General features: G+C 66.8%; 21 protein-coding genes. 13 read left to right on the top strand and 8 right to left on the bottom strand.

The window, feature by feature from the left end:
• Positions 1–72 precede the first annotated feature (72 nt).
• Both glmS and ACERNI_RS01705 read left to right on the top strand, forming a co-directional pair.
• Positions 73–1,899, top strand: a complete 1,827-nt coding sequence (gene glmS, locus ACERNI_RS01710; protein ID WP_448831535.1) for a glutamine--fructose-6-phosphate transaminase (isomerizing) — start codon at positions 73–75, stop codon at positions 1,897–1,899.
• Between the two features lie 94 nt (positions 1,900–1,993).
• On the top strand, positions 1,994–2,839 hold the full coding sequence (locus tag ACERNI_RS01705; protein WP_448831534.1) for a DUF502 domain-containing protein: 846 nt from the start codon (positions 1,994–1,996) through the stop codon (positions 2,837–2,839).
• A gap of 1 nt (position 2,840) precedes the next feature.
• On the opposite strand, the gene recG is transcribed toward ACERNI_RS01705, so the two are convergent.
• Complete coding sequence (gene recG, locus ACERNI_RS01700; RefSeq protein ID WP_448831533.1) at positions 2,841–4,961, bottom strand: ATP-dependent DNA helicase RecG; 2,121 nt, start codon at positions 4,959–4,961, stop codon at positions 2,841–2,843.
• A gap of 272 nt (positions 4,962–5,233) precedes the next feature.
• Here recG and ACERNI_RS01695 point away from each other — a divergent pair, with 272 nt between their 5' ends.
• Both ACERNI_RS01695 and mfd read left to right on the top strand, forming a co-directional pair.
• Complete coding sequence (locus ACERNI_RS01695) at positions 5,234–5,530, top strand: FAD assembly factor SdhE (RefSeq protein ID WP_132009506.1); 297 nt, start codon at positions 5,234–5,236, stop codon at positions 5,528–5,530.
• A 175-nt stretch (positions 5,531–5,705) separates the two neighbouring features.
• Positions 5,706–9,230, top strand: coding sequence for a transcription-repair coupling factor (mfd, locus tag ACERNI_RS01690; RefSeq protein ID WP_448831532.1), 3,525 nt, complete (start codon positions 5,706–5,708; stop codon positions 9,228–9,230).
• 107 nt (positions 9,231–9,337) lie between these two features.
• Here mfd and ACERNI_RS01685 read toward each other — a convergent pair whose 3' ends face one another.
• Positions 9,338–9,763, bottom strand: coding sequence for an organic hydroperoxide resistance protein (locus tag ACERNI_RS01685; RefSeq protein ID WP_448831531.1), 426 nt, complete (start codon positions 9,761–9,763; stop codon positions 9,338–9,340).
• A gap of 292 nt (positions 9,764–10,055) precedes the next feature.
• Between ACERNI_RS01685 and ACERNI_RS01680 the strand changes: the two genes are divergently transcribed.
• Positions 10,056–10,493, top strand: a complete 438-nt coding sequence (locus tag ACERNI_RS01680; RefSeq protein WP_448831530.1) for a MarR family winged helix-turn-helix transcriptional regulator — start codon at positions 10,056–10,058, stop codon at positions 10,491–10,493.
• A 4-nt stretch (positions 10,494–10,497) separates the two neighbouring features.
• On the opposite strand, the gene ACERNI_RS01675 is transcribed toward ACERNI_RS01680, so the two are convergent.
• Complete coding sequence (locus ACERNI_RS01675; protein WP_448831529.1) at positions 10,498–11,214, bottom strand: DsbA family oxidoreductase; 717 nt, start codon at positions 11,212–11,214, stop codon at positions 10,498–10,500.
• Positions 11,215–11,696: 482 nt separating this feature from the next.
• Complete coding sequence (locus ACERNI_RS01670) at positions 11,697–13,571, bottom strand: extracellular solute-binding protein (protein ID WP_448831528.1); 1,875 nt, start codon at positions 13,569–13,571, stop codon at positions 11,697–11,699.
• 472 nt (positions 13,572–14,043) lie between these two features.
• Between ACERNI_RS01670 and ACERNI_RS01665 the strand changes: the two genes are divergently transcribed.
• Positions 14,044–14,793, top strand: a complete 750-nt coding sequence (locus tag ACERNI_RS01665; protein ID WP_448831527.1) for an invasion associated locus B family protein — start codon at positions 14,044–14,046, stop codon at positions 14,791–14,793.
• Positions 14,794–14,992: 199 nt separating this feature from the next.
• On the opposite strand, the gene ACERNI_RS01660 is transcribed toward ACERNI_RS01665, so the two are convergent.
• The 4 genes from ACERNI_RS01660 to ACERNI_RS01645 form a co-directional block, all read right to left on the bottom strand.
• The gene (locus tag ACERNI_RS01660; protein WP_448831526.1) at positions 14,993–15,367 is read right to left on the bottom strand and encodes a hypothetical protein; all 375 of its coding nucleotides are present in this window, start codon (positions 15,365–15,367) and stop codon (positions 14,993–14,995) included.
• 230 nt (positions 15,368–15,597) lie between these two features.
• Complete coding sequence (gene hspQ, locus ACERNI_RS01655; protein WP_448831525.1) at positions 15,598–15,927, bottom strand: heat shock protein HspQ; 330 nt, start codon at positions 15,925–15,927, stop codon at positions 15,598–15,600.
• Between the two features lie 240 nt (positions 15,928–16,167).
• Positions 16,168–17,211 (bottom strand): HpcH/HpaI aldolase/citrate lyase family protein, encoded by a 1,044-nt coding sequence (locus ACERNI_RS01650; RefSeq protein WP_448831524.1) that lies wholly within the window; start codon positions 17,209–17,211, stop codon positions 16,168–16,170.
• Positions 17,212–17,383: 172 nt separating this feature from the next.
• Positions 17,384–18,601 (bottom strand): FAD-dependent monooxygenase, encoded by a 1,218-nt coding sequence (locus ACERNI_RS01645; protein ID WP_448831523.1) that lies wholly within the window; start codon positions 18,599–18,601, stop codon positions 17,384–17,386.
• 102 nt (positions 18,602–18,703) lie between these two features.
• On the opposite strand from ACERNI_RS01645, the gene ACERNI_RS01640 reads away from it, so the two are divergent.
• The 7 genes from ACERNI_RS01640 (at position 18,704) to ACERNI_RS01610 (ending at position 25,529) form a co-directional block, all read left to right on the top strand.
• On the top strand, positions 18,704–19,471 hold the full coding sequence (locus ACERNI_RS01640) for a TerC family protein (protein WP_448831522.1): 768 nt from the start codon (positions 18,704–18,706) through the stop codon (positions 19,469–19,471).
• Positions 19,472–19,666: 195 nt separating this feature from the next.
• Positions 19,667–20,644, top strand: a complete 978-nt coding sequence (locus ACERNI_RS01635; RefSeq protein WP_448831521.1) for a quinone oxidoreductase family protein — start codon at positions 19,667–19,669, stop codon at positions 20,642–20,644.
• 203 nt (positions 20,645–20,847) lie between these two features.
• Positions 20,848–21,174 (top strand): FtsB family cell division protein, encoded by a 327-nt coding sequence (locus tag ACERNI_RS01630; protein WP_448831520.1) that lies wholly within the window; start codon positions 20,848–20,850, stop codon positions 21,172–21,174.
• Between the two features lie 231 nt (positions 21,175–21,405).
• The gene (locus ACERNI_RS01625; RefSeq protein ID WP_448831519.1) at positions 21,406–22,182 is read left to right on the top strand and encodes a DUF2628 domain-containing protein; all 777 of its coding nucleotides are present in this window, start codon (positions 21,406–21,408) and stop codon (positions 22,180–22,182) included.
• Between the two features lie 317 nt (positions 22,183–22,499).
• Positions 22,500–23,633 carry a pyruvate dehydrogenase (acetyl-transferring) E1 component subunit alpha gene (gene pdhA / locus ACERNI_RS01620; RefSeq protein ID WP_448831518.1) on the top strand — a complete coding sequence of 378 codons (1,134 nt, stop codon included), beginning with the start codon at positions 22,500–22,502 and terminating at the stop codon, positions 23,631–23,633.
• Between the two features lie 67 nt (positions 23,634–23,700).
• Positions 23,701–25,089, top strand: a complete 1,389-nt coding sequence (locus tag ACERNI_RS01615) for a pyruvate dehydrogenase complex E1 component subunit beta (RefSeq protein WP_448831517.1) — start codon at positions 23,701–23,703, stop codon at positions 25,087–25,089.
• Positions 25,090–25,100: 11 nt separating this feature from the next.
• Entirely contained in the window at positions 25,101–25,529 is a 429-nt protein-coding gene (locus ACERNI_RS01610; protein WP_448831516.1) for a hypothetical protein, read from the top strand.
• Positions 25,530–25,665: the final 136 nt, after the last annotated feature.

The following is a 25,665-nucleotide window of genomic DNA, read 5'->3' as shown; positions in this document are numbered from 1 at the left end:
GAGCGCCAGAGGCAAACGTCGGCAACAGACGATCAGACGCATCGCCATTCAAGCTTTCAGGTGAACAGAGACATGTGTGGCATCATCGGCATTCTGGGCAAGCATGACGTCGCCGCCGACCTGGTCGACTCGCTGAAGCGGCTTGAATACCGCGGCTACGATTCGGCGGGCGTCGCCACCCTGCACAACGGCGCGCTGGAGCGGCGGCGGGCCGCCGGCAAGCTGCGCAACCTGGAAAACGTCCTGCGCGAGCAGCCGCTGCCGGGCGCCAGCGGCATCGGCCACACCCGCTGGGCGACCCATGGCAAGCCGACCGAGGACAATGCCCATCCCCACGCCACGGAGCGGGTGGCGCTGGTGCATAACGGCATCATCGAGAATTTCCGCGAACTCCGGGCCGAACTGGCGGGCGATGGCGTCCGTTTCGAATCGGAAACCGACACCGAAGTGGTGGTCCGCCTGGTCAGCCGCGAGCTTGAGCGCGGCCATGATCCGGTGCGCGCCGTGGCCAATGTGCTTCCGCGCCTGCGCGGCGCTTTCGCGCTGGGCTTCCTGTTCGCCGGCCACGACGATCTGATGATCGGCGCCCGCCATGGCGCGCCGCTGGCTCTGGGGTTTGGCGACGGCGAGATGTTCCTCGGCTCCGACGCCCTGGCCCTGGCGCCGTTTACCGATGACCTGCTTTACCTGGACGAGGGTGACTACGCCATCATCACCCGCGCGGGCGCCGAGGTCCGGGACGCCGCCGGTTTCCATGTGGAGCGCCCGCGCCAGCGTCTCGCTCCCGGCGCGTTCGTTGCCGACAAGGGCAATTATCGCCACTTCATGGTGAAAGAGATCTGGGAGCAGCCCGAGGTGGTGGGCCGCACCGTCGCCCATTATCTTGATGCTTCCGCCAGCCGCTTCCGTTTTCCGGAGCTGGGCGCCATTGATTTCGCCAGCCTGCAGCGCCTGACCATCTGCGCCTGCGGCACCGCCTATCTTGCGGGCTATGTGGCCCGCTACTGGTTCGAGCGGCTGGCCCGGCTGCCGGTCGATATCGATGTCGCCTCGGAGTTCCGCTATCGCGAGGCGCCCATGACGCCGGGCGGTCTGGCGCTGTTCATTTCCCAGTCGGGCGAAACGGCTGACACCCTGGCCTCGCTGCGCTACGCCAGATCCCAGGGCCAGAGCATCCTGTCGGTGGTCAATGTCCCCACCTCGACCATCGCCCGCGAGAGCGACGCCGTGGCGCAAACCTTCGCCGGGCCGGAAATCGGGGTTGCCTCGACCAAGGCGTTTACCTGCCAGCTCAGCGTATTGCTGTCCCTGGCCGTTTATGCCGGACGCCAGCGCGGCGTGCTCTCGGAGGCCGACGAGGCGCGCATCGCTGATCTGATGATGGGGCTGCCCGGGCAATTCTCCGAGGCGCTGAAGCTGGAACACGACATCGAGCTGATGTCGCGCGATCTCTCCCGCGCCCGCGACGTGCTCTATCTGGGACGCGGGCCGGCATTTCCGCTGGCCCTTGAAGGCGCGCTCAAGCTCAAGGAAATTTCCTACATCCACGCAGAGGGCTACGCTGCTGGCGAACTCAAGCACGGCCCCATCGCTCTGGTGGACGAGGACATGCCGGTCATCGTCATCGCGCCGCGCGACGAACTGATGGACAAGACCGTCTCCAATATCCAGGAGGTCGCGGCCCGCGGCGGACGCATTATCCTGATCGGCGATGGCGACGCCGTGCGCCAGACCGGGCTCGACAATGTGGCGGCGCTGACCATGCCTGATATCGATCCGGTCGTGGCCCCGATTGTTTACGCGGCGCCAGTCCAACTGCTGGCCTATCATGTGGCGGTTTTCATGGGCAAGGACGTGGACCAGCCACGCAACCTGGCCAAATCAGTCACGGTGGAGTGACGGCCTGAAATTGTGATCCATGGCGTGAACAAATCGCCATAAACCGATCATATGACGGGATAAACGCCGTACGAAACCGGCATGGATATCCTGAATGACCCACGGCCAGCGCGGACCCGAAACGCCTGAAGACAACGGGGAGCGTTCTGGCGCTCCCCCAGCGCCTTCACCGGTGGTCGTCGCGGCCGCGGCCTCCCGGGGGCGGCTAATTTCGGCCCGGGCGCGGCTGCGGAACTACTTCCTCACCGGGCTGATCGTCGCCGGCCCGCTGGCGCTGACGATTTACATTACCTGGTGGATTGTCGGGGCGATTGACGGCTGGGTGAAGCCATTCGTGCCAGACCGTTACTGGCCGGACGCCTATTTCAGCGTCTCGGTGCCCGGGTTTGGTCTGGTGGTGGCGCTGATCGCGCTGACGCTGCTCGGCTTCCTCACCGCCAACCTTGTCGGACGCACCCTGGTCAGCTCCAGCGAAACCCTGCTGGAGCGCATGCCCGTGGTCAGCGGGCTGTATCGCGGCATCAAGCAGATTTTCGAAACGGCGTTTTCGCCAGGCGGCACATCGTTCCGCAAGGTGGCGCTGGTGCAGTTTCCGACCCCGGGCACCTGGTCGATCGTCTTTGTGTCGTCGCCGCCGCCCGCCGAGATGGCGCGACCGCTGCCCGGCGGCGCTGAGGCGGATTATGTGGGCGTGTTTCTGCCGTGCTCGCCAAACCCGACGACAGGTTTCTTTTTCTATTTGCCGCGCAAGGATATCGTCGAGGTTTCTATCTCGGTGGATGAGGCGGCCAAGCTGGTCATGTCCGCAGGTTTGATCCAGCCGGAGGAATACCAGCGGCGCGCGCAGGCGATGGTGGACGATCCCCATGCGCCAGCCGGCGCGCAGGATGAGCCAGCCGGCGCACAGGAGCAGGCGCCGGGGCCGCCTGTCCGCCAGTAAATCAGCCGGCGCGCAACAGCCGGATCGCCTCGTCGCGGCCGAACAGGTACAGCAACAGGCGCAACGCTTGGCCGCGCGGGCCCGTCAGGCCGGGGTCGCGGGCGAGAATGAGTTTCGCCTCATCGCGCGCCGAAGCGATCAGATCCACATCGTGCTCCGGACGCAGAAACCGGAAATCCGGCGCGCCTGACTGGCGGGTGCCAAGAATTTCGCCCTGGCCGCGCAATTTCAGATCCTCTTCGGCGATGCGGAAGCCGTCCTCGGTCTCGCGCATGATCCGCAGGCGCGCCTCCGCCACCTGCCCAAGCGGGCCGCGATACAGCAGCACGCAGCTTGAGGCGTCGGAGCCACGGCCGACGCGGCCGCGCAACTGGTGAAGCTGGGCGAGGCCGAAACGCTCGGCGTGCTCAATCACCATGATTGTCGCTTCAGGCACGTCGACGCCCACTTCCACGACGGTGGTCGCCACCAGCACATTGTCGGTCCCGCTGGCGAAGCGCTGCATCGCCGCGTCCTTGTCGCGGGCGCTCATCTTGCCGTGCAGCAGCCCCACCGTCGGCCCCAGCCGCTCACGCAGGACGGCGTGGCGCTCCTCGGCGGCGGCGACGTCCAGCGCCTCCGATTCCTCCACCAGCGGGCAAATCCAGTAAACGCGGGCGCCGCTCCCGATGGCGCGGCCGACGGCGGCGGTGATTTCATCCAGCCGCTCCAGCGGCGCGGCGCGGGTGGTCACCGGCGTGCGGCCTGGCGGCTTCTCATTCAGCAGCGACACCTCCATGTCGCCGTAGAAGGTCAGCACCAGGGTGCGCGGGATTGGCGTGGCTGTCATCAGCAGCATGTCGGCGTCGGGGCTCTTCTCGCCCAGCGCCAGGCGTTGTTGCACGCCGAAACGATGCTGCTCGTCCACCACCGCCAGCCCCAGATCGTGAAAGGCGATGGCTTCCTGGAACAGCGCATGGGTGCCAACGACGATATCGACATCACCCGCCGCCATCTGTTCCAGGATCTTGCGCCGCGCCGCCGCCTTGTCGCGCCCGGTGAAGACGCCAATGCGAATGCCGACCGCCTCCGCCAGCGGAGCAATGCGCTCATAATGCTGACGGGCGAGGATTTCCGTCGGGGCCATCAGCGCCGCCTGGCGGCCGCTTTCCACCACCCGCGCCATGGCCAGCAAGGCAACGACGGTCTTGCCGGAGCCAACATCGCCCTGCAGCAGGCGCAGCATCCGCTCCGGCGCCGCCAGATCGCGCCAGATCTCGTCCAGCGCGGTTTTCTGCGCCCCGGTGAGATCGAAGGGAATGTGCGCCAATAGCGCCCGCACCAGGCGGCCATCGCCCGCATGGGCCCGCCCGCGCGCCTTGCGCCGGTTCTGGCGCATCAGGCCAAGCGCCAGCTGGGTGGCCAGCACCTCGTCAAGGCCAAGCCGGCGGCGGGCCGGATCGGGTTCTCCGGAAACGCCCGCTTCGGCGTGTTCGGCGAAGACCTCCTGGGGCTGATGCACCAGTTGCAGCGCCGCCGCGAACGGCGGCAACGCCCCCCGCAGGTCCGGATCGTGCCACTCCGGCATTGCCGGCAGGCGCTCAAGCGCGGCGGCGGCGGCCTTTTGCACCAGCCGCGCGCCCAGGCCCTCGGTCAGCGGATACACCGGCTGGATCAGGCTGGCGCCTTCCAGCTCCTCCGGCCGCAGGATCAGGTCCGGGTGGGCCATCTGGCGGCGGCCGTCCCACAGCTCGATGCGGCCGGAGATGATGCGCCGTTCGCCCACCGGCAATTGCGCCTCCAGCCGTTGCCGGGAGCCGCCGAAAAACACCAGGGTCACGTCGCCGGTGTCATCCTCCACCACAACGCGGGCGGGCGCGCGGGAGCCGCTGCGCGCCGGCGGCGCGGCATGGGAGGCGACGCGCACGTCCAGCGTCACCACCGTTCCCACCGGCGCGTCGACAATGCGCGGGCGATGGCGCCGGTCAATGACGCCGGCGGGCGTGTGAAACAGCAGGTCGATGACGCGCGCCGGCTGGCCTGGGCCGCCGAGCAGCCGGTCGAACAGCGCGCCAACGCGCGGCCCGACGCCCGGCAGGGTGGTGATGGGCGCGAACAGGGGGTCGAGCACGGAGGGGCGCATGAAATCCTTGTGCTGTCCTGGAAGTTGGACGGACGGGCGGCCAGGCCCCTGGCGCGGGCCTGGTCTGTTGAAGTTGGCGTTCTGGTCCTGGACCGCATCAGACGGATGCGAATGTCGGCGCAACACCACATGCAACAAGATCACCGGCAGCAAGACCACCGGCAGCTTGTGGCTGACACGCCGCGCTGCCGGGACTATATAGCCCAGGCGGTGGCCCGGCGAGATGCGCCGCGTCCGCCTGAATGGTCCGGCGGAAATTTTGGGAGACGGTCATGAGCGGAACCATGCGCAGCAGCGCCGGCCTGGATGAGCGTCGCCGCCGCATCCTCTACCGGTCGTGGCATCGCGGCACCCGGGAGATGGACCTGCTGCTTGGCCAGTTCGCCGACGCCCGCATCGATGCGCTCGACGCCCGGGACCTTGATGACATCGAGGCCTTGCTTGAGGCGCAGGATCGCGACGTGTTCAGCTGGCTGACCGGCGAGCTGGCGTTGCCGGCGGAGTTCGACACGCCGGTGTTCAGCCAGATCCGCGAATTCCATCGCCACACCGGCGCGGTGTTCATCTGAGGGCCGCCCTGGCTTTCCGCCCACATCACCTCCTTCCGCCCGCGCTTTCCCGGCGCGGGCCATGCAAGCCCGACGACGTTTGCCGCGCCGCTGACCTTCCGGCGACGCGACGCCAGCCAGAAATGTTTCGCTTATGCGGCCTGTTGCATGAGTGCTGTTCCGTGAGCCCAGTTCCATGAGCCTTGTTCCGCTGAAGAACGCCGTCACCCAGCTGCTGGAAGGGCGCAAGCCTGTCCTCGCCAATGCGCCGGACAGCTTCATGCCCCTGGTTCTGGCGGATCTGGCGCGCGCTGCATCGCAAAAGAGCGATGCGCCGGCGGCGCTCACGTTCATCGCCCGCGACGGCCAGCGGCTGGCGCTGATTGAGAATGGCCTGAACTTCGCGGCGCCGGACATTGAGGTCTTGAGCTTCCCGTCATGGGACTGCCAGCCCTACGACCGCGTCTCGCCGACCAGCGCCATCACCGCGAAGCGCATGACCGTGCTGGCCCGCCTTGCCCGCACCCGCTCGACGCAGGAACGACCGCGCATCGTGCTGACCACGGTGAACGCCGCCGTGCAGCGCGTTCCCCCTCTGGCCCGCATCGCCGAGGAAACCTTCTCGGCCGCGCCCGGCAACGCCATTGACCTCAACCTGCTGGTGAAATGGCTGGAGATCAACGGCTTCACCCGCACCGGCACGGTGCGCGACACCGGCGAATACGCCCAGCGCGGCGGCATTCTCGATCTTTACGCGCCCGGCATGGCCGCGCCGATCCGCCTGGACTTTTTTGGCGACACGCTGGAATCGATCCGGCCGTTCGATCCGGAAACCCAGCGCTCCACCGGCCAGTTGCGGGCGCTTGATCTGGTGCCGATGAGCGAGGTGCAGATCACCACCGAAACCATGGCCCGCTTCCGCCAGGCCTATGTGGCCGCCTTCGGCGCCGCCACCCGCGATGACGTGCTGTATGAGGCGGTGAGCGAGGGGCGGCGGCATCCGGGCATGGAGCACTGGCTGCCGCTGTTCCACAAGAAGCTGGACACGCTGTTCGACTATCTGGCGGGCGCGCCCTTCGTGCTCGACGCCCAGCTCGACGACGCGGCCGGCGAGCGCCTCAGCCAGGTCACCGACTATTACGACGCCCGCGTCGCGGCGCTGAAGGCCGGCGGCGGCGCGCCCTACAAGCCTGTCCGCCCCGAGACGCTGTATCTCACCACGGACGAGTGGAAGCAGCGGCTGGCCAATCTGGACACCGCCGTCGTCTCCGCTTTCGCCCGCCCGGAAACCGCGGCCGGCAATATCATCGACCTTGGCGTGCGCCAGGCCCGCAGTTTCGCGCCGGAGCGGGCCGACGACAGCGCCAATGTGTTCGAGGCCGCCGCGACCCATATCCGCGATCTGGCCGCTGGCGGGCGCAAGGTGGTGCTGGCCGCCTGGTCGGAGGGCTCGCGCGAGCGTCTCGCCCATGTGCTGGCCGACCACGATGTACGCGGCCTGACGCCGGTTCCCGATCTCGCCCGCGCCCTGGCCGCGCCCGCCGGCCAGATACCCATGGCCGTCTGGGGGCTGGAGGCGGGCTTCGATGCGCCGCAACTCAGCGTGCTCGGCGAGCAGGACATTCTCGGCGACCGGCTGGTGCGCCAGGCGCGCAAATCGAAGCGCGCCCAGGATTTCATCGCCGAGGTCGGCAGCCTGACGACGGGCGACATCGTCGTCCACGTCGATCACGGCATCGGCCGCTTCGTTGGCCTGAAAACCATCGCCGTTGGCGGCGCGCCGCACGATTGCTTGGAGTTGCACTACGCCGGCAGCGACAAGCTGTTCCTGCCGGTGGAGAATATCGAGCTGCTGTCGCGCTACGGCTCGGAAGACACCAGCGTCGCCCTCGACAAGCTGGGCGGCGGGGCCTGGCAGGCGCGCAAGGCCAAGCTGAAACAGCGCATCCGCATGATGGCGGGCGAGCTGATCAAGGTCGCCGCCGCCCGCGCCCTCAAGACGGCCCCGGCCGTTTCGCCGCCGCAGGGGCTGTACGACGAATTCGTCGCGCGCTTCCCCTATGAGGAAACCGAGGACCAGCTGGGCGCCATCGACGCGGTGCTGACCGACCTGGCTTCAGGCCGGCCGATGGACCGGCTGGTGTGCGGCGACGTCGGCTTCGGCAAGACCGAGGTGGCGATGCGCGCCGCCTTCGCCGTGGCCATGAGCGGCCAGCAGGTGGCGGTGATCGCGCCGACGACCCTGCTGGCCCGCCAGCACTACCATGGCTTCATGGAGCGCTTCAAAGGCCTGCCGCTGAAGATCGCCCAGGCCTCGCGCTTCACCCCCGCCGCCGAGATGAAGCAGGTGAAGGCCGGCCTCGCTGACGGCACGGTGGATATTGTCGTCGGCACCCATGCGGTGCTGGGCAAGGCCATCAGCTTCCGTGAGCTTGGCCTGGTGGTGGTGGACGAGGAGCAGCACTTCGGCGTCGCCCACAAGGAGCGCCTCAAGGCCCTGCGGGCCCAGTTGCACGTGCTGACGCTGTCGGCGACGCCGATCCCGCGCACCCTGCAACTGGCGCTGACCGGCGTGCGCGAACTGTCAATCATCGCCACGCCGCCGGTCGATCGCCTGGCGGTGCGCACTTTCGTCACGCCGTTCGACGAACTGTCGATCCGCGAGGCGCTGCTGCGCGAGCGTTATCGCGGCGGCCAGTCGTTCTACGTGGTTCCGCGCATTGATGACCTCGCCGAGATCAAGGCGTTTCTCGATCGCAGCGTGCCGGAAGTGAAGGTGGCCGTCGCCAACGGCCAGATGAGCGCCGGCCAGCTCGAGGACGTGATGACCGCGTTCTACGAGGGGCGCTACGACGTGCTGCTGTCGACGACGATCATCGAATCCGGCCTCGACATCCCCAGCGCCAACACGCTGATCGTCCATCGCGCCGACATGTTTGGCCTGGCCCAGCTTTACCAGCTGCGCGGCCGCGTCGGCCGCTCCAAGACCCGCGCCTGGGCGCTGTTCACCACCCCGGCCAACCGCACCCTGACGGCCACCGCCGAGCGGCGCCTGAAGGTGCTGCAAAGCCTCGACACCCTGGGCGCCGGCTTCCAGCTCGCCAGCCACGACCTGGACATTCGCGGCGCCGGCAATCTGCTCGGCGACGAGCAGTCCGGCCACATCCGCGAGGTTGGCTACGAGCTTTACCAGCAGATGCTGGAGGAGGCGGTGGCCCAGCTCAAGGCTGGCGTGGAAGAAGATGACGACGCGGACGAAACCTGGTCGCCAAACATCACCCTCGGCGCGGCGGTGATGATCCCCGAGCATTATGTGGGCGACATCCAGCTGCGGCTTGGCCTCTACAAGCGCCTGTCAACGCTGGAGGACGACAAGCAGATCGACGCCTTCGGCGCCGAGATGATCGACCGCTTCGGCCCGCTGCCGGAGGAAGTGGAGCAATTGCTCAGGCTGATGGCGATCAAGGCGCTGTGCCTGCGCGCCAATGTGGCGAAGCTGGAAGCAGGCCCCAAGGGCCTCGTCGTTGCCTTCCGCGACGGCAAGTTCGCCAACCCGCAGGGCCTGGTGGCCTGGCTGGGCGAGCAGGGCTCCATGGCCAAGGTGCGCCCGGACATGAGCATTTTCTTCTACGACGACCTGCCGACCCCGACCAGCCGCCTGAAGAGCGCCCGCAGCCTGATGCGCGATCTGGTGAAGGTGGCGGAGAAGAAAGCCGCGTAAGGCTGGGATTTCAGAAACAGCAATGGCCGCGACGGGCGCGGCCACTGGCAAGGTTGTGTTGGGGGGCCAGGCAGCCGGCCCGCATGGCGCCGGCTGCCAGCTTGCGCTCAAACCACCGACAGTTTCACATCCACATTGCCGCGCGTGGCGTTGGAATACGGGCAAATCTGGTGGGCGGCGTCGACCACCTTCTGCGCCTGGTCGCGGTCGAGGCCGGGCAGGCTGACGGCGAGGGCGGCGGTGATGCCGAAGCCGCCGGCCGAGCGCGGCCCGATGCCGACCTTCGCCGTCACCGAGACATCATCCGGCACCTTGATCTTCAACTGCATGCCGGCGACCTTCATGGCGCCGATGAAGCAGGCCGAGTAACCGGCGGCGAACATCTGCTCCGGGTTGGTGCCGTCCCCGCCGGCGCCGCCGAGTTCCTTCGGCGAGGACAGCTTCACCTCAAGCCGGCCGTCATCGGAGCGGGCCGAGCCTTCGCGGCCGCCGGTGGCGGTGGCGGTGGCGGTGTATTTGACGTCGATGGACATGGCGTGGACCTTTCTGCGACAGGGGCCCCGGCAAGGTATTTTGACAGGGCGCTTTGACAGGGAGCGGCGACCGGAGCGGCGATTGCTCCGTCCCGGGAACGTGCGCCAGACGACGGGGATCGCCCCGCGCCAGCCCGGCCGGTTCCGGCCCAATTCGTTATCGCGATAAACAAACTGATCCGTTCAGAGCGGTCCGTCAAGCGTAAATGTATCGCTATATATATTTGCGTGATATATTATTCGGATGAACATTCGCGCGCCCCTCCCGCCCGCCGGGGACACCCCCACGCCCATGCCCCTGGACGAGCAGCTGTGCTTCGGGCTGTACGCCGCCTCGATGGCGATCACCCGCCTCTACAAGCCGATGCTGGACCGGCTGGGCATTACCTATCCGCAATTCCTGGTGCTGCAGGCGCTGCATGAGCAGGAAGGCCGCAGCATCGGCCAGATTGCGGCCCGCCTCGGGCTGGAATCGAGCACCATCACGCCGCTGGTCAAACGGCTGGAAGCGGCGGGGCTGGCGGAGCGCGCCCGCAATCCGCAGGACGAGCGTCAGGTGAGCGTGCGGCTGACGGCGCTGGGCCACGAGCGCTGGGCGCAGAGCGGCTGCCTCGCGCCCATGGTCATGGCGCGCTGCAATGTTGATCCAGTTGCGCTGGCGGCGCTCAATGGCGACATCCGCAAACTGCTGGACGCGCTGAACGCCGGCGGCGGCGTGGAAGCCGGCTGAAGCCTCAGCCCGCGGGTCCAGCCCCGGTCGCTTCCTCCAGCATCTTCTGCGCCAGCCGCTGCACGTAGCGGACGATCACGTCCGGGTCCTGGGCGCCCGGCAGGGCGAGGCGGTCGGCCAGGATGAAGCACGGCACCCCGGTCACGCCCATTTCGCGCGCCTGGGCCACAGACTCACGCGCCACGTCCATGTCCGCCGCCGTGGCCAGTTGCGCCGCGACCGCGCCAGCATCCATGCCGCAGGCCCCGGCGATCTCCGCCAGAACGGCCTGGTCGCCCACGTCGCGACCTTCCATGAAGAAGGCGTGGAACAGCGCCTCCACCACCGCATCCTGCACCCCAGCCGCGCCGGCCCAGCCGATCAGCCGGTGTGCGTCGAGGGTGTTGGGCGAGCGCCTGATCAGGTCGAAGCGGAAGGCGATGCCCTCTTTGGCCCCTTCCGCCGTGATGCGCTCGTGGATGCCGGCGATTTTCTCGCGCGAACCGAACTTGCGCTCCATGTACTCACGCCGGTCAACGCCGCCGGCGGGTACGTTCGGATCAAGCTGGTAGGGATGCCAGCCGACGGAGATGCGCAGTTCGGGCAATTGGGCGATGGCTTTCTCAAGCCGCTTCTTGCCGATGAAACACCACGGGCAGACCACGTCCGACACCACATCAATGTGGAACGACTGTCGCGGGCCAGACGTGGCGACGCCTGCAATGGATGTTGCCTGGGTCATGGCGTTGCTCCTCCTGGCGCACATTCTCTCCGGAATGTGCGGCTGGCGCTTGGCCGGGCCGTCCCGCGACAACATAGGGCGGGAAAACCAGCCGGCCTGAATCGATGCCAGGCTATCTTAGAGCGCTTTCCGGTCAGCCGGAATCGGCTGATCGCTCCGAATTCGCTCAAAACACGGAAAACCAGACTGATCGAAAGCAACTGCAACGTATCCGGCCCCGGCAGGCAGCGCGGACTGGCGCGCTTTCTACGCGGCCGCATTGATTGGCCGCAGTAATTGGCCGATCCACATTCGTCCCGGAAAACCGGAACGAATTCCGCTGCATCCTGGCTCTGCGGAAATTCATGTTCTTTGAGTTTAACGTATTTTCCGCACGAAAGACGGTTTGCGCATTTCCCGACCTGAAGCGCTTTTCAATCTGATTGCATCAGATTGACGCTCCAAATTCTTGATTTTGCCGCATAATCTTGTCGATCCCCGTTTCACTCCGGTCGGATTATGCTCTGGCGACCACGCGCCGTGGTGGTGGGCATGTCGGCGCGCCACCAGGTTTCGGGCACGGCGCCGAGCAGGGGCAGCGGATCTGGACGCCCCACATGCTTCCAGCGCGCCAGCCAGATGTGCGGCGCGTAGTGCAGGGGAATGACGTGGAAGCCAGAGAGCAGCACCCGGTCCAGCGCCCGCACGGCGCTGACGTAATCGTCCTCGCTCCTGGCGGACAGCATGGCGGCGATCATGGCGTCGATGGCGGGTGATTGTGCGCCGGCAAAATTGAATGACGCCTGCTGGCTGGCCGCCCGCGAGCCCCAGCGGAAATATTGCTCGTTGCCCGGCGACGGCGAGGTCAGCCAGGTGGCGATAATCATGTCGTAGTCGAAAGTCTGGCGACGCCGCTCGTATTGCACGGAGTCAACCACGCGAACCCGCGCCCTGACGCCGATGCGGCGCAGCGCCGCCGAAAGGGCCAGCGCCAGCCGCTCATGCTCGCGCCCGGTCACCATCACCTCAAAAGCGAGGGGCGCGCCCTTGCTGTCGCGCATCACCCCGCCGTCCAGCGCATAGCCGGCTGCGCCCAGCAGATCCACCGCCCGTTGCAAATTGACGCGATCGCGGCCGCTGCCGTCGCTGCTGGCCGGCGACCACTTGCCCGCCATGATGTCGGCGCGCACCGCGTCGGGCCACGGCTGCAACAATTCGCGCTCCCGCTGGCTCGCTGGCTGCCCGGCGGCGGAAAGGCGCGAATCGGCGAAATAGCTGTCGGAGCGCCGGTAAAGGCCACTGTAGAGGTTGCGGTTCACCCATTCGAAATCGAAAGCGAAGGACAGCGCCTCACGCACCCGCGCATCGCCAAACAGCGGACGGCGCTCGTTGAAAACAAAGCCGGACATGCCCTTCGGCGCCGCGAACGGGGCATTTTCCCTGATGATCTGCCCGGACCGCACCGCCGGAATATTGTAGCCGCTGGCCCACCGTCGCGGATCGGTTTCGATGCGCACGTCGATCAGTCCGGCCTTGAAAGCCTCGAACATCGCCGTGGCGTCGCGAAAATAGTCGTAGCGGATCTCGTCGAAATTGGCGGCGGCGCGCTCGCCGGCCAGCGCGTCGCCCCACCAGGAAGGGGTGCGGACAAAGCTGATGCTTTCGCCAGGGCGCACCTGGCCGACCGTATAGGGCCCCGAGCCGACCAGTGGCGTGAAGCCGCCCTGGCCGAAAGCCTCCGGATCAGTCGCGTGCTTCGGCAGCACCGGGAACATCGCCAGAATCAGCGGCAGCTCCCGGTCCCTGTTCCCGGCAAGCTCGAAGCGGATGACATGGGGGCCGGCGATGTGGACGCCCGTGACCTTGCCAAGCGCGTTGCGGTAGTTTGGACGTCCCTGGGCGCGCAGCAATGTGAAGGTAAACGCCACGTCGTCAGCAGTCAGCGGCTTGCCGTCGGAAAAACGGGCGCGCGGGTCGAGATGGAAGGTGACGGCCGTATTGTCCGGCGCCAGCTCGACCGAGCGGGCGACAAGCGGGTAGAGCGTGAACGGCTCATCCAGCGCACGCCGCATCAACGGCTGCAAGGTGAGGGCGGCGACGCCTGTCGGGGCCGTCATGCCCTTGATGGTCAAGGGGTTGAGGCTGTCGAAGGCGCCCTGGACGCCCATCACAAGCCGGCCGCCGCGCACAGGGGCTGGCGTGATTTGCGGCGCCGCAAAGCCGCCGTCAGGACCACGCGGCCGGGCGGGCGCGCCGTGCATGACAAGCGCCTGCGGCAGCGGCGCGCCCTCGCGCGCGCCATCGTCAACGGCGCCAGCCGGAAACGTGGTCGCCGGAATCAGGGCAAGAACGCCCGCAAAGGCCAGTCGCGCAAACATGGAAACACCATAAAACGGGCTGGTTCAAAGTTTATGAACCGTGGGCGGCGGCTTTATGTTCGCCGCGATGTCGCCCGGGGTGGGGCGCTGCCGGTGATGTTCCGCCGGATTTCCGGTGAAGAGCTGGCAATGCCCGGGCCAGGGGGCGGCAAGGGGCTGGCGTGTTGGCGAGGTTCACGATAAGTGAACAGGATATGCTGATGGTCATGCATCCGCCTCATTCGCCGTGAAAGCACTGGTGACAGTCGACAGCGAGGGCGGTTGCCAGCTGTCGCAGACGATTCGTAAACGGGCGGGACCATCTGGACGCGTCAAAGACGTTTTCCGGTAATCATGCCTGGCCAGCGGGACGGCTTTGACCTTTCCGGCTCGCGGCCACCGAGTTTGACGTAAAAGACAACATACTGCTGCGGGCCGCACTTGACGTCGGGGGCACGCATCGGTCCCGAGCTGTGATCGAAGGGAAAACTTCATGTCATTGAACAGCAGGTCTGCAAGCAGCAAAGCGACCCGTGGCGCAGTCGCCTTGCTGGCGCTGGGCGCGGTGCTGGCGCCAGCCGCCGCTTTCGCCCAGGCCAAGCCGGCGGCCAAGCCGGCCCAGCCGCAGCAGCAACAGCAGCAGCAGGCTGCGCCGCAGCAGCCAGCCGGCCCGACCGTCGTCGCCGTGAAGCCCGAGCCGTCCCAGACGGACTGGACCAAGGTTTGCGGCAAGGACCCGAGCGGCGGCCGTGAAATCTGCTACACCACCCGTGACTTCGTCTCCGATCAGGGTCAGCCTGTCCTCGCCGTCGCCGTCTACGACGTGAAGGGCGAGCCCCAGAAGATGATGCGCTTCCTGCTGCCGCTCGGCCTGCTGCTGCAGCCCGGCATCCGCAGCGTCGTCGATCAGGGCCAGGCCATCGAGGGTCGCTACGCGCTCTGCTTCCCGAACGGCTGCTTCGCCGAGGCGCAGATCAAGGACACCGACATCGCGGCGATGAAGAAGGGTCAGCACCTGAACATCAGCGTGCAGAACCAGGCCGCCAACGTCGTCACCTTCCAGGTGCCGCTGGCCGGTTTCGGCAAGGGCTTCGACGGCCCGGGCATCGACCCGAAGGTGCTGGAAGAGCAGCAGCGCAAGCTGCAGGAAGCCATGCAGAAGAAGGCTCAGGAAGAGCAGCAGAAGCAACAGCAGCAGCAGCAGGGCGGCTCCGCCCCGGCGGCCCCGGCCCCGAAGCAGTAAGGCTCATCGCTGTCGCTACAGGAAAGGCCCGCCAGATGGCGGGCCTTTTTTCGTGGACGGACCGGCGTTGCGGGCCTGGAGCATGACCAGGAAAGCGGGTTTCACCGGAACAGACGTGGGAATGCGGGTAGAGGCGACGCGGCTTTTCTGTGCGGCGGCCCCCCAGACACCAGCAATATGAGGCGTCCAGTATGGGGGGTCACAGCGCCGGGCGCACGCCGGCGCCGGCGAGTTCCGCCATGCAGGCCTTGAGGCGCGCATTCAGGGCGGCGGGCGTGTCGCCGCTGGCGCTGGCCGGCGCGGCGCACCCCTGCAACTTCTGGGCGTAAGCCGGGTTGCAGGCAACAGCCGACGCGTCGTCGCCCATATCGGCCGGCGGCGCCTCGCCCCGGCTGGCGCGCCAGCGCACCGTCGCCTGATTCAGGGCGCGGCGCTGGCACCAGGCGTCGGGAGCCTTGGGAGCGGTTTTCAGGATTGATTTCAGCAGGCCTTCAGGCTCTTCCGCCGCCGCCGGGGCGATCGTTGCCAAAAACGCCAGCCCCGCGGCGGCGCCCGCCAGCCATATCTGTTTCATGCGCAGGCCACGTCCCCAAAACCCACGATGGCTCTCCTCGCAAAGCGAACGCCGCCGTCGCGTCTGCAAAATGCAACAACAGAAAATGCGACGGCGAGCGGGGAGAATTCCCGCTCCGCGAACGGATTTACCCCAAGTCCCAGGTCCCAGACCCCCAAGTCCCAGTTCCTCCAAGACTCGAGGCCCAAAGGCCCAAGTCTCGAGGCCCGAGACTCCAGGCCACGCGCACCTCAGTGCGACTGGCCGGCGCGAACGCGATAGGCGCCGTCTTCGCCGAGGGTAAAGAACTCCGACACGCGCGGGTGCTTCACAGGTTCACCGGAGGTGTCCGGCGTCAAATTCTGCTCGGAGACGTAGGCGATGTATTGGGATTCATCGTTCTCGGCCAACAAATGGTAGAACGGCTGGTCGCGCGAGGGCCGCACGTCCTCCGGTATCGACTGCCACCATTCCTCGGTGTTGGCGAATTCGGGATCCACGTCAAAAATCACGCCGCGGAACGGGTAGATACGATGCCGCACCACCTGTCCGATCGCAAATTTCGCCGATCCGCTCTTCATCCAGTTCTCTCCGCCAGCGACACCGGCGGAACAACCGTTTCCGCCGGATTCGCGCATGCATCTGCCGATGTCACTATAACGTCGGCGCGCTGCGTTTACAGACTGTTTTCCAGCCAGCCTGAACGGTTCGCGGCCGGGAAATACATCGTTTCAAGACGCCAGGGCGAAACCCTGGCCTGACCCGATATTGCGCCATCCGGGGCGCGGGATGCGCCCCGGAATCTGCGGGCAGCGGTGACCTCAGAGGCCGTAGAGCGCTGCGTAATCGCTGTCCTTCGAGGCGACGATCTTCGCCAGATCGACAATCACCTTGGCCTGCTTCCAGGTCGCGTCGTCCTGCATCTTGCCGTCGAGCAGCACGGCGCCGGTGCCGTCCGGCATGGCATCAAGGATGCGCTTTGCGAAGGCAACCTCGTCCTTGTCGGGGCTGAACACGTTCTTGGCGATGGCAATCTGCGAGGGGTGCAGCGACCAGGCGCCGGCGCAGCCAAGCAGGAAGGCGTTGCGGAACTGGGCCTCGCAGGCTTCAGCGTCGGAGAAGTCGCCGAACGGGCCATAGAACGCCTTGATGCCATTGGCCTGGCAGGCGTCGACCATGCGGGCGATCGTGTAGTGCCAGGGGTCCTGCTGGGCGATCTGGCGCGGCGCGCCGCTGGCGTCGGGATCGGACAACACCTTGTAGTCGGGATGGCCGCCGCCGACGCGGGTGGTCTTCATGCCGCGCGAGGCCGCAAGGTCGGCCGGGCCGAGGCTCATGCCGTGCATGCGCGGCGAGGCCGAGGCGATGGCCTCCACATTGTTGACGCCCTCGGCGGTTTCGAGAATGGCGTGAATCAGAATTGGCTTCTTGACGTTGTGGCGCGCCTCGAGCTGGGCCAGGAGCTGGTCGAGGTAATGGATGTCCCACGGGCCCTCCACCTTCGGCAGCATCATCACATCAAGCTTGTCGCCGACATTGGCGACGATCTCGGTGATGTCATCCAGCACCCACGGGCTGTTCAGGCAGTTGACGCGGGTCCACAGGCCGGTGGAGCCGAAATCGTTCTCCTGCGCCATCTTGATGAAACCGGCGCGCGCCGCTTCCTTTGCGTCGGCCGGAATGGCGTCCTCAAGGTTGCCCAGCACCACGTCCACCTGGTTAATCAGGTCCGGCACCTTGGAGCGCATCTTCTCGTTCTGCGGCGGCACGAAATGGATCATGCGCTCCAGCCGCACCGGCAGTTCCCGGTATGGGGTCGGCGCGCCGATGGCGAGGGGACGGAAAAACTGGCGGGGCAACTTCATCGGGGCGCTCCATTCTCAGGCGTATGCATCCAGGTCGCGGCCACGGACGCGACCTGTCCATGCAATCGTCGTGTGGTGTCATTGTTTTGCAGCGGCACATCCGTGCGTCAGGTTCTGCGATAGGTCAGACGGCGCTTCCAGTCCAGTGCCCGCGGCCCGGCGCCGCCATCACTCAGCCAGGCCGGAACGCTGCATCAGCCCGCATCATCGCCGGCAGGCCCAGCAACGGCGCCAGCCCCTCGCGCATCGCCAGCCGCCGCAACGGCCGCACATGCTCCAGCGCCAGCATGCCGGCGCCGCGCAGGAAGTCGGCGCCGGGCAGGCGGCTCAACAGCGAGCGGTTCAGCGCGTCAATGGCGTGGGTGCGGGTGGCGACGTCAAGGCGGCGGCCGCGATCATAGGCGGCGAGGGCGCTGGCGTCGCTGCACGATGCGCCGCGCGCCCGGGCGGCAATCAGGGCGTCGCGCAGGGCGGCCACGTCGCGCAGCCCGAGGTTCAGCCCCTGGGCTCCGATAGGCGGAAACATGTGGGCCGCCTCGCCAACCAGCGCCATGCCATGGCCGGCGAAACGCTCCGCCGTGAGGCCGCGCATGGGAATGACGCCACAGCGGCCTTCAACGCGCATGGCGCCAAGCATCGACCGGGCCTGCCGCTCCACCTCCAGCGCCAGCGCCTCCGGCGTCAGGGCCGCCAGCCGGCGGGCATTGCCGGGCTCCGTTACCCAGACGAGGCTGGAGCGCCTGCCAGGCAGCGGCACCAGCGTGAACGGGCCATGGCGGGTATGAAATTCCGTCGACGTATGGCGGTGCGGCTGGGCATGGCTGAACACGCCGGTCAGCGCCGTCTGGGGATAGTCCCAGGTTCTCGCCCCAACGCCCGCGCGGGCGCGGACGAGCGACCGGCCGCCATCGGCGCCGACCACCAGCTGTGGCCGCAGGGCGCGCCCCGAGGCCAGCGTCAGCTGCGGCCCGGCCGGGCTGAACGACGCGCCGGTCACGGTGTCCGGCGCCAGCTCCAGGCCGGGCGTGTCGCGCGCCGCGGCGGCGAGAACGCCAACCAGATCGTCATTGGGAATATTGCAGCCAAAACTGTCCAATCCCAGCTCGGCGCAGCGGAAGTTCAGCGGCGGCGGGGCGAACAGGCTGCCGGTGTCGTCTATGATCCGCATGGCGTCCATGGGCGCCGCGCGGGCGCTGACCGCCTCCCAGACGCCCAGCGCCCGCAGGAAGGCGACGGAGCCGCCAAACAGGGCGACGGTGCGCCCGGGCGCGGCGATGGCGGGATCGCCAACCAGCAGCGTATGGAAGCCTTCGCGGGCCAGGCACAGGGCGGCGGCAAGACCGGCGGCGCCGGCGCCGACAACGGCGATATCCGGATCAGCATGGGACATGAGCGAGACCTATGCGCATTCGTGAAGAATTAAAAGCCAGGATGCCCCTTTCCTGATCGCGCTTCATCTCCCATGTCAGCAGCAAACTATACGGAGGTCCCTGTGTTTGATTGGTTGGCAAGTCCGGAGGGCTGGGCGGCCCTGCTGACGCTCAGTGCGATGGAAATCGTCCTTGGCATCGACAATGTTGTCTTCATATCGGTGCTGGTGGCGAAATTGCCAGCCGAACAGGCGGAGCGGGCGCGGCGCCTCGGCCTCGGCATGGCCCTGGTATTCCGGGTGGGGCTGCTGTTCGCGCTCACCGCCATCATGAAACTCACCTATCCGGTGCTGACTGTCCTCGGTGAGGAACTGTCGTGGCGCGACATCATCCTGATCGTCGGCGGCCTGTTCCTGCTCTACAAGGCGGTGCATGAAATTCATGGCGAAGTCAGCGGCGACGCCCATGATGAAGCCCGCGCCGCCGCGCCGCGCGCCTTTCTGACTGCTGTCGCCCAGATCGCGGTGATTGACCTTGTGTTCTCCATCGACTCGATCGTCACCGCCATCGGCATGGCTGACGACCTGTCGATCATGATCATCGCGGTGATGATCGCCGTGGCGGTGATGTATCTGGCCTCGGGGGTGGTGGCCCGCTTCATCGCCGAGAACCCCACCACCAAGGTGCTGGCCCTGGCCTTCCTGATGCTGATCGGCGTGTCGCTGGTGGCGGAAGGCGGCGGCTTCCACCTGCCGCGCGGCTACATCTATTCGGCCATGGCCTTCGCCGCCATCGTCGAGGCGATCAATGTCTGGTCGCGCCGCAACGGGAAAAAGCGCGAAGATGCGCAGACGGATGAAACCGGCTCGCAGTCCGGGCCATCCCACTGAGGCGAAACGGCTTCAGCCCGTTCTCCCGCTTGGACGCGCGCCAGCCATTGCTGGCGCGCTGTTTTTTTGGGGGGGCGCCCACCTTCAGGCTGCCTGTCGAAAGGGCTGGCGCCGCGCCGCGGCTCCGGCCACATTGCCGGACCACATCCCGTCAGGGCGCGGCGACGCGAAGAGAGAAACAGGAGAGGAAAAGGCATGCCAAAGGCAATCGTGGTGCACCGGACCGGAGGTCCGGACGTCCTGGAGTTGGAAGACTTCGATCCCGGTCTTCCCGGCCCTGGCGAGGTGCGCATCCGCCAGATGGCAATCGGCCTGAACTTCCTCGACACCTACTATCGCAGCGGGCTCTACCCGGCAAAGACGCCGTTCATTCCTGGCGGCGAAGGCGCCGGCGAGATCGTCGCTGCCGGCGAGGGGGTCGGCGATTTCGCGCCCGGCGACCGGGTGGCGTATGTGTTTCCGCTCGGCGCCTATGCGGAGGAGCGCAACGTGCCGGCCACCCATGTGGTGAAGCTGCCCGGCGCCATCGACTTTGAAACGGCGGCTGCCGTGATGCTGAAGGGGCTGACCGCAGAGTTCCTGCTGCACCGGACATTTCCGGTCCAGGCCGGCCAGACCATCCTGTTTCACGCGGCGGCTGGCGGCGTTGGCCTGATCGCCTGCCAGTGGGCCCGTCATCTTGGCGCCCGGGTCATTGGCACGGTCGGCTCCGACGACAAGATTCCGCTCGCCCTTGCCCATGGCTGCGACGAGGTCATCCAGTACCGGCGCGAGGATTTCGTGACGCGCGTCAAGGAAATCACCGGCGGCAAAAGATGCGCCGTGGTTTACGACGGCGTTGGCAAGGCGACGTTTCCAGGCTCGCTCGACTGCCTCCAGCCGTTCGGCATGTATGTGAACTTCGGCAACGCCTCCGGCCCTGTGGAGAATGTCTCCATGGTTGACCTTGGCAACCGCGGCTCGCTCTACGCCACCCGGCCGACCCTGTTCAGCCACATCGCGCGTCGGCCGACGCTGGAGGCCATGGCGGAGAATCTGTTCAACGCCCTGGAGAGCGGCGCGATTCGCGCGCCGGTCAGCGCCCGGTTTCCATTGTCGCGCGCCGCGGACGCCCACCGGGCGCTGGAAAGCCGCGCCACCACCGGCTCCGCCGTGCTGCTGCCGGACGGTTGAGGCTCGCGCGCCGCGACGCGAGGCGTCAGGGGCCGGGCAGGCCCCTGGCCGCCGACGCGAAGGGATTACAAGGGCGGGTTCGCCAGGGGGGCCTGTTCGGGCCGCGCGCCGCCTGACGGACGCCTGCCATGACCAGCGCCGTTTCCTGGCCGGGACACACGCCCGACAAGTCTCTGTTTACCAATCCTGGCGCAGGATGGGTCATGGTCATACGCCGCCGATTCCGCGCCATTCTCCTGCCGCTCGCCCTCTACGCCGTGTCCGGCGCAGTGGTCGGATATTTCTGGATGCACGCCCACAGCGGTCAGCGCGGCCTCGAGGCCAAGCGCGAGATCAAGGGGCAGATCCTGACGCTGACAGCTGAACTGAACGCGCTGAAGGCGGAGCGCACCCATCTGGAAGACCGGATTTCCCGCATGCGCGACGGCTCGGTTGATCGCGACCTGCTGGAGGATCTGGCCCGCAACCGCCTCGGCATGACCCATCCGGACGATCTGGTCATCATGACCGGCCGCAACGCCGACAACTGAGGCAGGGCATCCACCCGGGAGCAGTCCTTGCGGAGCCGAACGGCGTGGCCCACAAAAATATTCCCATTCAGAGAGATACGGTCCGATCCCGGCGCCGGCCGACCCGCTGGGCCTGGTCAGTTTCCCGCGCCAGGCGCGAGTCGCCGCGCCTCCTGAAACTTCCAGCCTGCCCAAGCCCCAGTTTTCCGAGCCCCCAGTTTCACGAGACCCCCGTTTGATCAGGAATCCAGCTTGACCGAAACGTCCGGGCCCATTGCGGCTGCATCGCCCGCCAGCACAACTCCAGCCGCCAGCCTCCATGACGGCGGGCGCATCCGCTCCGTGGTTGGCCCCAACGCCCATATCTTCATGCGGCGCTGGGTCCGCATGCTCGAACGCGCCGGTTGCGCCCACTGGCAGGTCGTCTGGCGCCCCAGCCTGAACTGGCCGGCCCTGCTGCTGGGCAGCATGTGGTTTTTCTATCGCAAGCTGTACGTCGCAGGCGCCGCCTGCGTGCTCATCATGCTGGCGCTCGGGCTGGCGGGTCCATTTCTTGGCCTGCCATCAGGCATTGGGCTGTTGCCCCAGGTCGGTTTCGCGCTCTTCGCCAACGCCATTTATCTGCGGCGCGCGCTACAGATCGCCAACCGTCATGACAATGACGCGGACAGGGCCTCGGCGGGCGGGGTGTCCTGGCCCGGCGCCATCTTCTGGACCCTGGGCGCATGCGCCGCCTTCGCCCTGACCGCGCTTGCCGCCGCCAGCCTGCGTAGCGGCGGCGGTGGTTCGCCCATGGAACTGGCCAGACGTTGCGCCGATTCCCGTATGCTGGAGGCTGTCCAGGCCACGTATCTGAAGCAGCGCGGCGGCGCCGTCGCGCTCAAGCCCGTGCGCGCGCACCTGCGCATAACCCCGGCCGGAGAGGCGCGCTGCGAGATGACCTTCCGCGATGGCGCGGGCGCCAGCATCACCCTGCGCTACGTGTTGCCGCCGCCAGGACAGGAATTCTCTGTCAAGCTGCTGGATTGACGTCCGCTACGGATCAGTCGAACCTGCGAACCGTGCCGTGACGGCGAGTCAGCGATCCACGCGGGCATTTCCCGGTGGATCATTGCTCCCACGCCCACAAATGAGGATTTGCGTCAGGCTCCGAGGCGTGTCCCCTGGCTTGCGCTCGCATCGTATTGAACTTTAGTATAATGCGAACATGGAGGTCCGGGCTTGGCTTCACGAAGCCAGACGCCGCCCCGATCAATGCCTGGGCCCGGCGACGCAAACCCCGAAAAGGGCGCGCCGGAGCGGACAGGGGACGGTGGCCGCGCGTCGCCGGTTAACCAGAGGCCGTAATGACGAAGAAACCCGCTTCCGCCAGTTCTTCCGCAAACGCGACCGCCGCCCGGTCAGCCGCCCGAACCCGCGGTGGACGACGGGCTCCCGCCACAGCCCGCAAGACCGCCGAATCTGACGTCGCGGCTGACGCAAAGACCGCCAGCCCCCCAGCCCTGAGCCGTGAGGAGGAGCTTGAGGCCTATCGCGTCATGCTGCTGATCCGCCGCTTCGAGGAAAAGGCGGGCCAGATGTACGGCATGGGCCTCATCGGCGGCTTCTGCCATCTCTATATCGGCCAGGAAGCTGTCGTCGTGGGCATGCACATGGCGACGAAAGAGGGCGACCAGAACATTACCGGCTACCGCGACCACGGCCACATGCTGGTCATGGGCATGGACCCCAAGGGGGTGATGGCGGAGCTGACGGGACGCAGGGGCGGCTATTCCAGGGGGAAGGGCGGCTCCATGCACATGTTCTCAACGGAAAAGAAGTTTTACGGCGGCCACGGCATCGTCGGCGCCCAGGTTCCAATTGGCGCCGGCATCGCCTTCGCCAACCGCTACCAGAACAACGGCGCGGTGTGCCTCGCCTATTTCGGCGATGGCGCCGCCAACCAGGGCCAGGTCTACGAGACCTTCAACATGGCGGAGCTATGGAAGCTCCCGGTCGTGTTCATCATCGAGAACAACCGTTACGCCATGGGCACCGCAGTGAGCCGCGCCTCGGCCCAAACCGATTTCTCAAAGCGCGGCGTGTCGTTCAACATTCCTGGCGAACAGGTCGATGGCATGGACATCCGCGCCGTGAAGGAAGCCGGCGAGCGGGCGATTGCCTGGGCCCGCGACGGCAAGGGGCCGTACATCCTCGAAATGCAGACCTACCGCTATCGCGGCCACTCCATGTCCGACCCGGCCAAGTACCGCACGCGCGACGAGGTCGAGAAGATGCGGACCGAGCATGACGCCATCGAGCAGGCCCGCCATCGGCTGCTTGGCGAACATCGCTTCTCCGAGGACGAACTGAAGAAAGTCGACGCCGACATCCGGCGCATCGTCAACGAAGCCGCCGATTTCGCCACCCACGATCCGGAGCCGGATCCGTCCGAACTGTGGACCGACGTGACCCTGTCACACGACGGCCCGCGCGCCTGAGACGAGCAGCGGCCGCCCCGACGCACGGCGGGCGGCTCCCGGCAGCCCATTTGATCGAGCCAGACACATGCCCACAGACGTATTGATGCCAGCGCTGTCCCCCACGATGGAAGAAGGCAAGCTGAGCCGTTGGCTGAAGAAGGAAGGCGACGTCGTCAGATCCGGCGACGTCATCGCTGAAATCGAGACCGACAAGGCCACCATGGAAGTGGAGGCGGTCGACGAGGGCGTGCTGGCCAGCATCCTGGTGCCGGAAGGGGCTGAGGGCGTGAAGGTCAATACCCCCATCGCCATCATCGCCGCCGAGGGCGAGGATGTATCGGCCGCGACGCGGCAAGCCGGCGCGGCGAAAGCTGAAACAGCAACGGCGACGAAACCGGACGCCGGCGAAGCCCCGCCCGCCCGGGACGATGTGGCGCCCCAACGCCCGGCCGCGCCAGTTCAGGCGGAAATCTCGCTGCCGGAAGGCGTGAAAACCGTCACGATCACGGTGCGCGAGGCCCTGCGCGACGCCATGGCCGAGGAGATGCGGCGGAACGGGAACGTCTTCGTCATGGGCGAAGAGGTGGCGGAGTATCAGGGCGCCTACAAGGTGACCCAGGGTCTGCTGCAGGAATTCGGCGCGCGGCGCGTGGTCGATACGCCCATCACCGAGCATGGCTTCGCCGGCCTCGGCGTCGGCGCCGCCTTCGCCGGCCTGCGCCCCATCGTCGAGTTCATGACCTTCAACTTCGCCATGCAGGCGATCGACCACATCATCAATTCGGCGGCCAAGACGCTGTATATGTCCGGCGGCCAGATTTCCTGCCCGATCGTTTTCCGCGGCCCCAATGGCGCGGCGTCGCGCGTCGCCGCCCAGCACAGCCAGGATTACAGCTCCTGGTACAGCCACGTGCCTGGTCTGACTGTGATCGCGCCCTTCACGGCCGCGGACGCCAAGGGCCTGCTCAAGGCGGCGATCCGCAGCCCCAATCCGGTTGTGTTCCTTGAGAACGAGATTCTCTACGGCCAGTCGTTCCCGGTGCCAGACGTCGAGGACTGGATCGTGCCGATCGGCAAGGCGCGCATCGCCCGCCAGGGCGAACACGTCACCATCATCGCCTGGTCGCACGCCATGATTTACGCGCTGGAGGCAGCGGAAACCCTGGCCGCCGACGGCATCGAGGCGGAAGTGATCGACCTGCGCACCCTGCGGCCGCTCGACACCGAAACCATCGTGGAATCGGTGCGCAAGACCAGCCGCTGCGTGGTGGTGGAAGAGGGCTGGCCCCAGGCCGGCATGGGCGCGGAAATTTCCGCCCGCATCATGGAAGAGGCGTTCGATTACCTTGACGCCCCTGTGGCGCGGGTGTCGGGCAAGGACGTGCCAATGCCCTACGCCGCCAATCTGGAAAAGCTCGCCCTGCCGTCAGCGGCGGAGGTCGTCGAAGCGGCCCGCGCCGTCTGCTATCGCTGAGAGGGGCGGATATGAAGCGCTCTCTTGTTTCAACCGCCGCCATCGGATTGCTGGCTGCCGGTTGCGCGTCTCACCCGGGCTCCGAAATTCGCAAAATGCCGCGTGAGCGTATTCTTGAAGCCGCCCAGGCGGTCACGGTGGCGCCGTCGCCCGTGTCAACGATCGAGTTCAAAGAGCTGGGCGAAACCGCCCGGTTCAAAATTCTGGGCCAGCTCATCCAGAAAACCTGGCGCTCGGAGTGTCAGGTCGCAGCCTCGCGACTTGATGGATATTCGCCGAACGGAAGCAGCAGCTGGAATGTCAGGTGTCAGGGGGGCGTTCAGCTCGTTGACTACGTTGTCGCGCTGCCAGAGCGGCGGGTCACCGGCGCACGGGTCATGAAGTGCGATGCAATTGGGCCGCGTCGCATCCGTTGCAGCGTTTTCGCCTATTCCCGCTGACCTGGGACACGAACGGAACAGGGGCGCCAGCGGCGTGTATCGCTCACTGGCGCACCGGCAGCTCCTTGGGGGCTGGAATTTACCCAGCTTCGCCGCCAGGCGACTGGGGCATGTCTATCCCTTGATCCGGAGCCCG

The sequence above is a fragment of the Camelimonas sp. ID_303_24 genome (assembly GCF_053543495.1).
The sequence above is the reverse complement of the archived record's forward strand: the minus strand, read 5'-3'. Positions and strand labels throughout refer to the sequence as shown.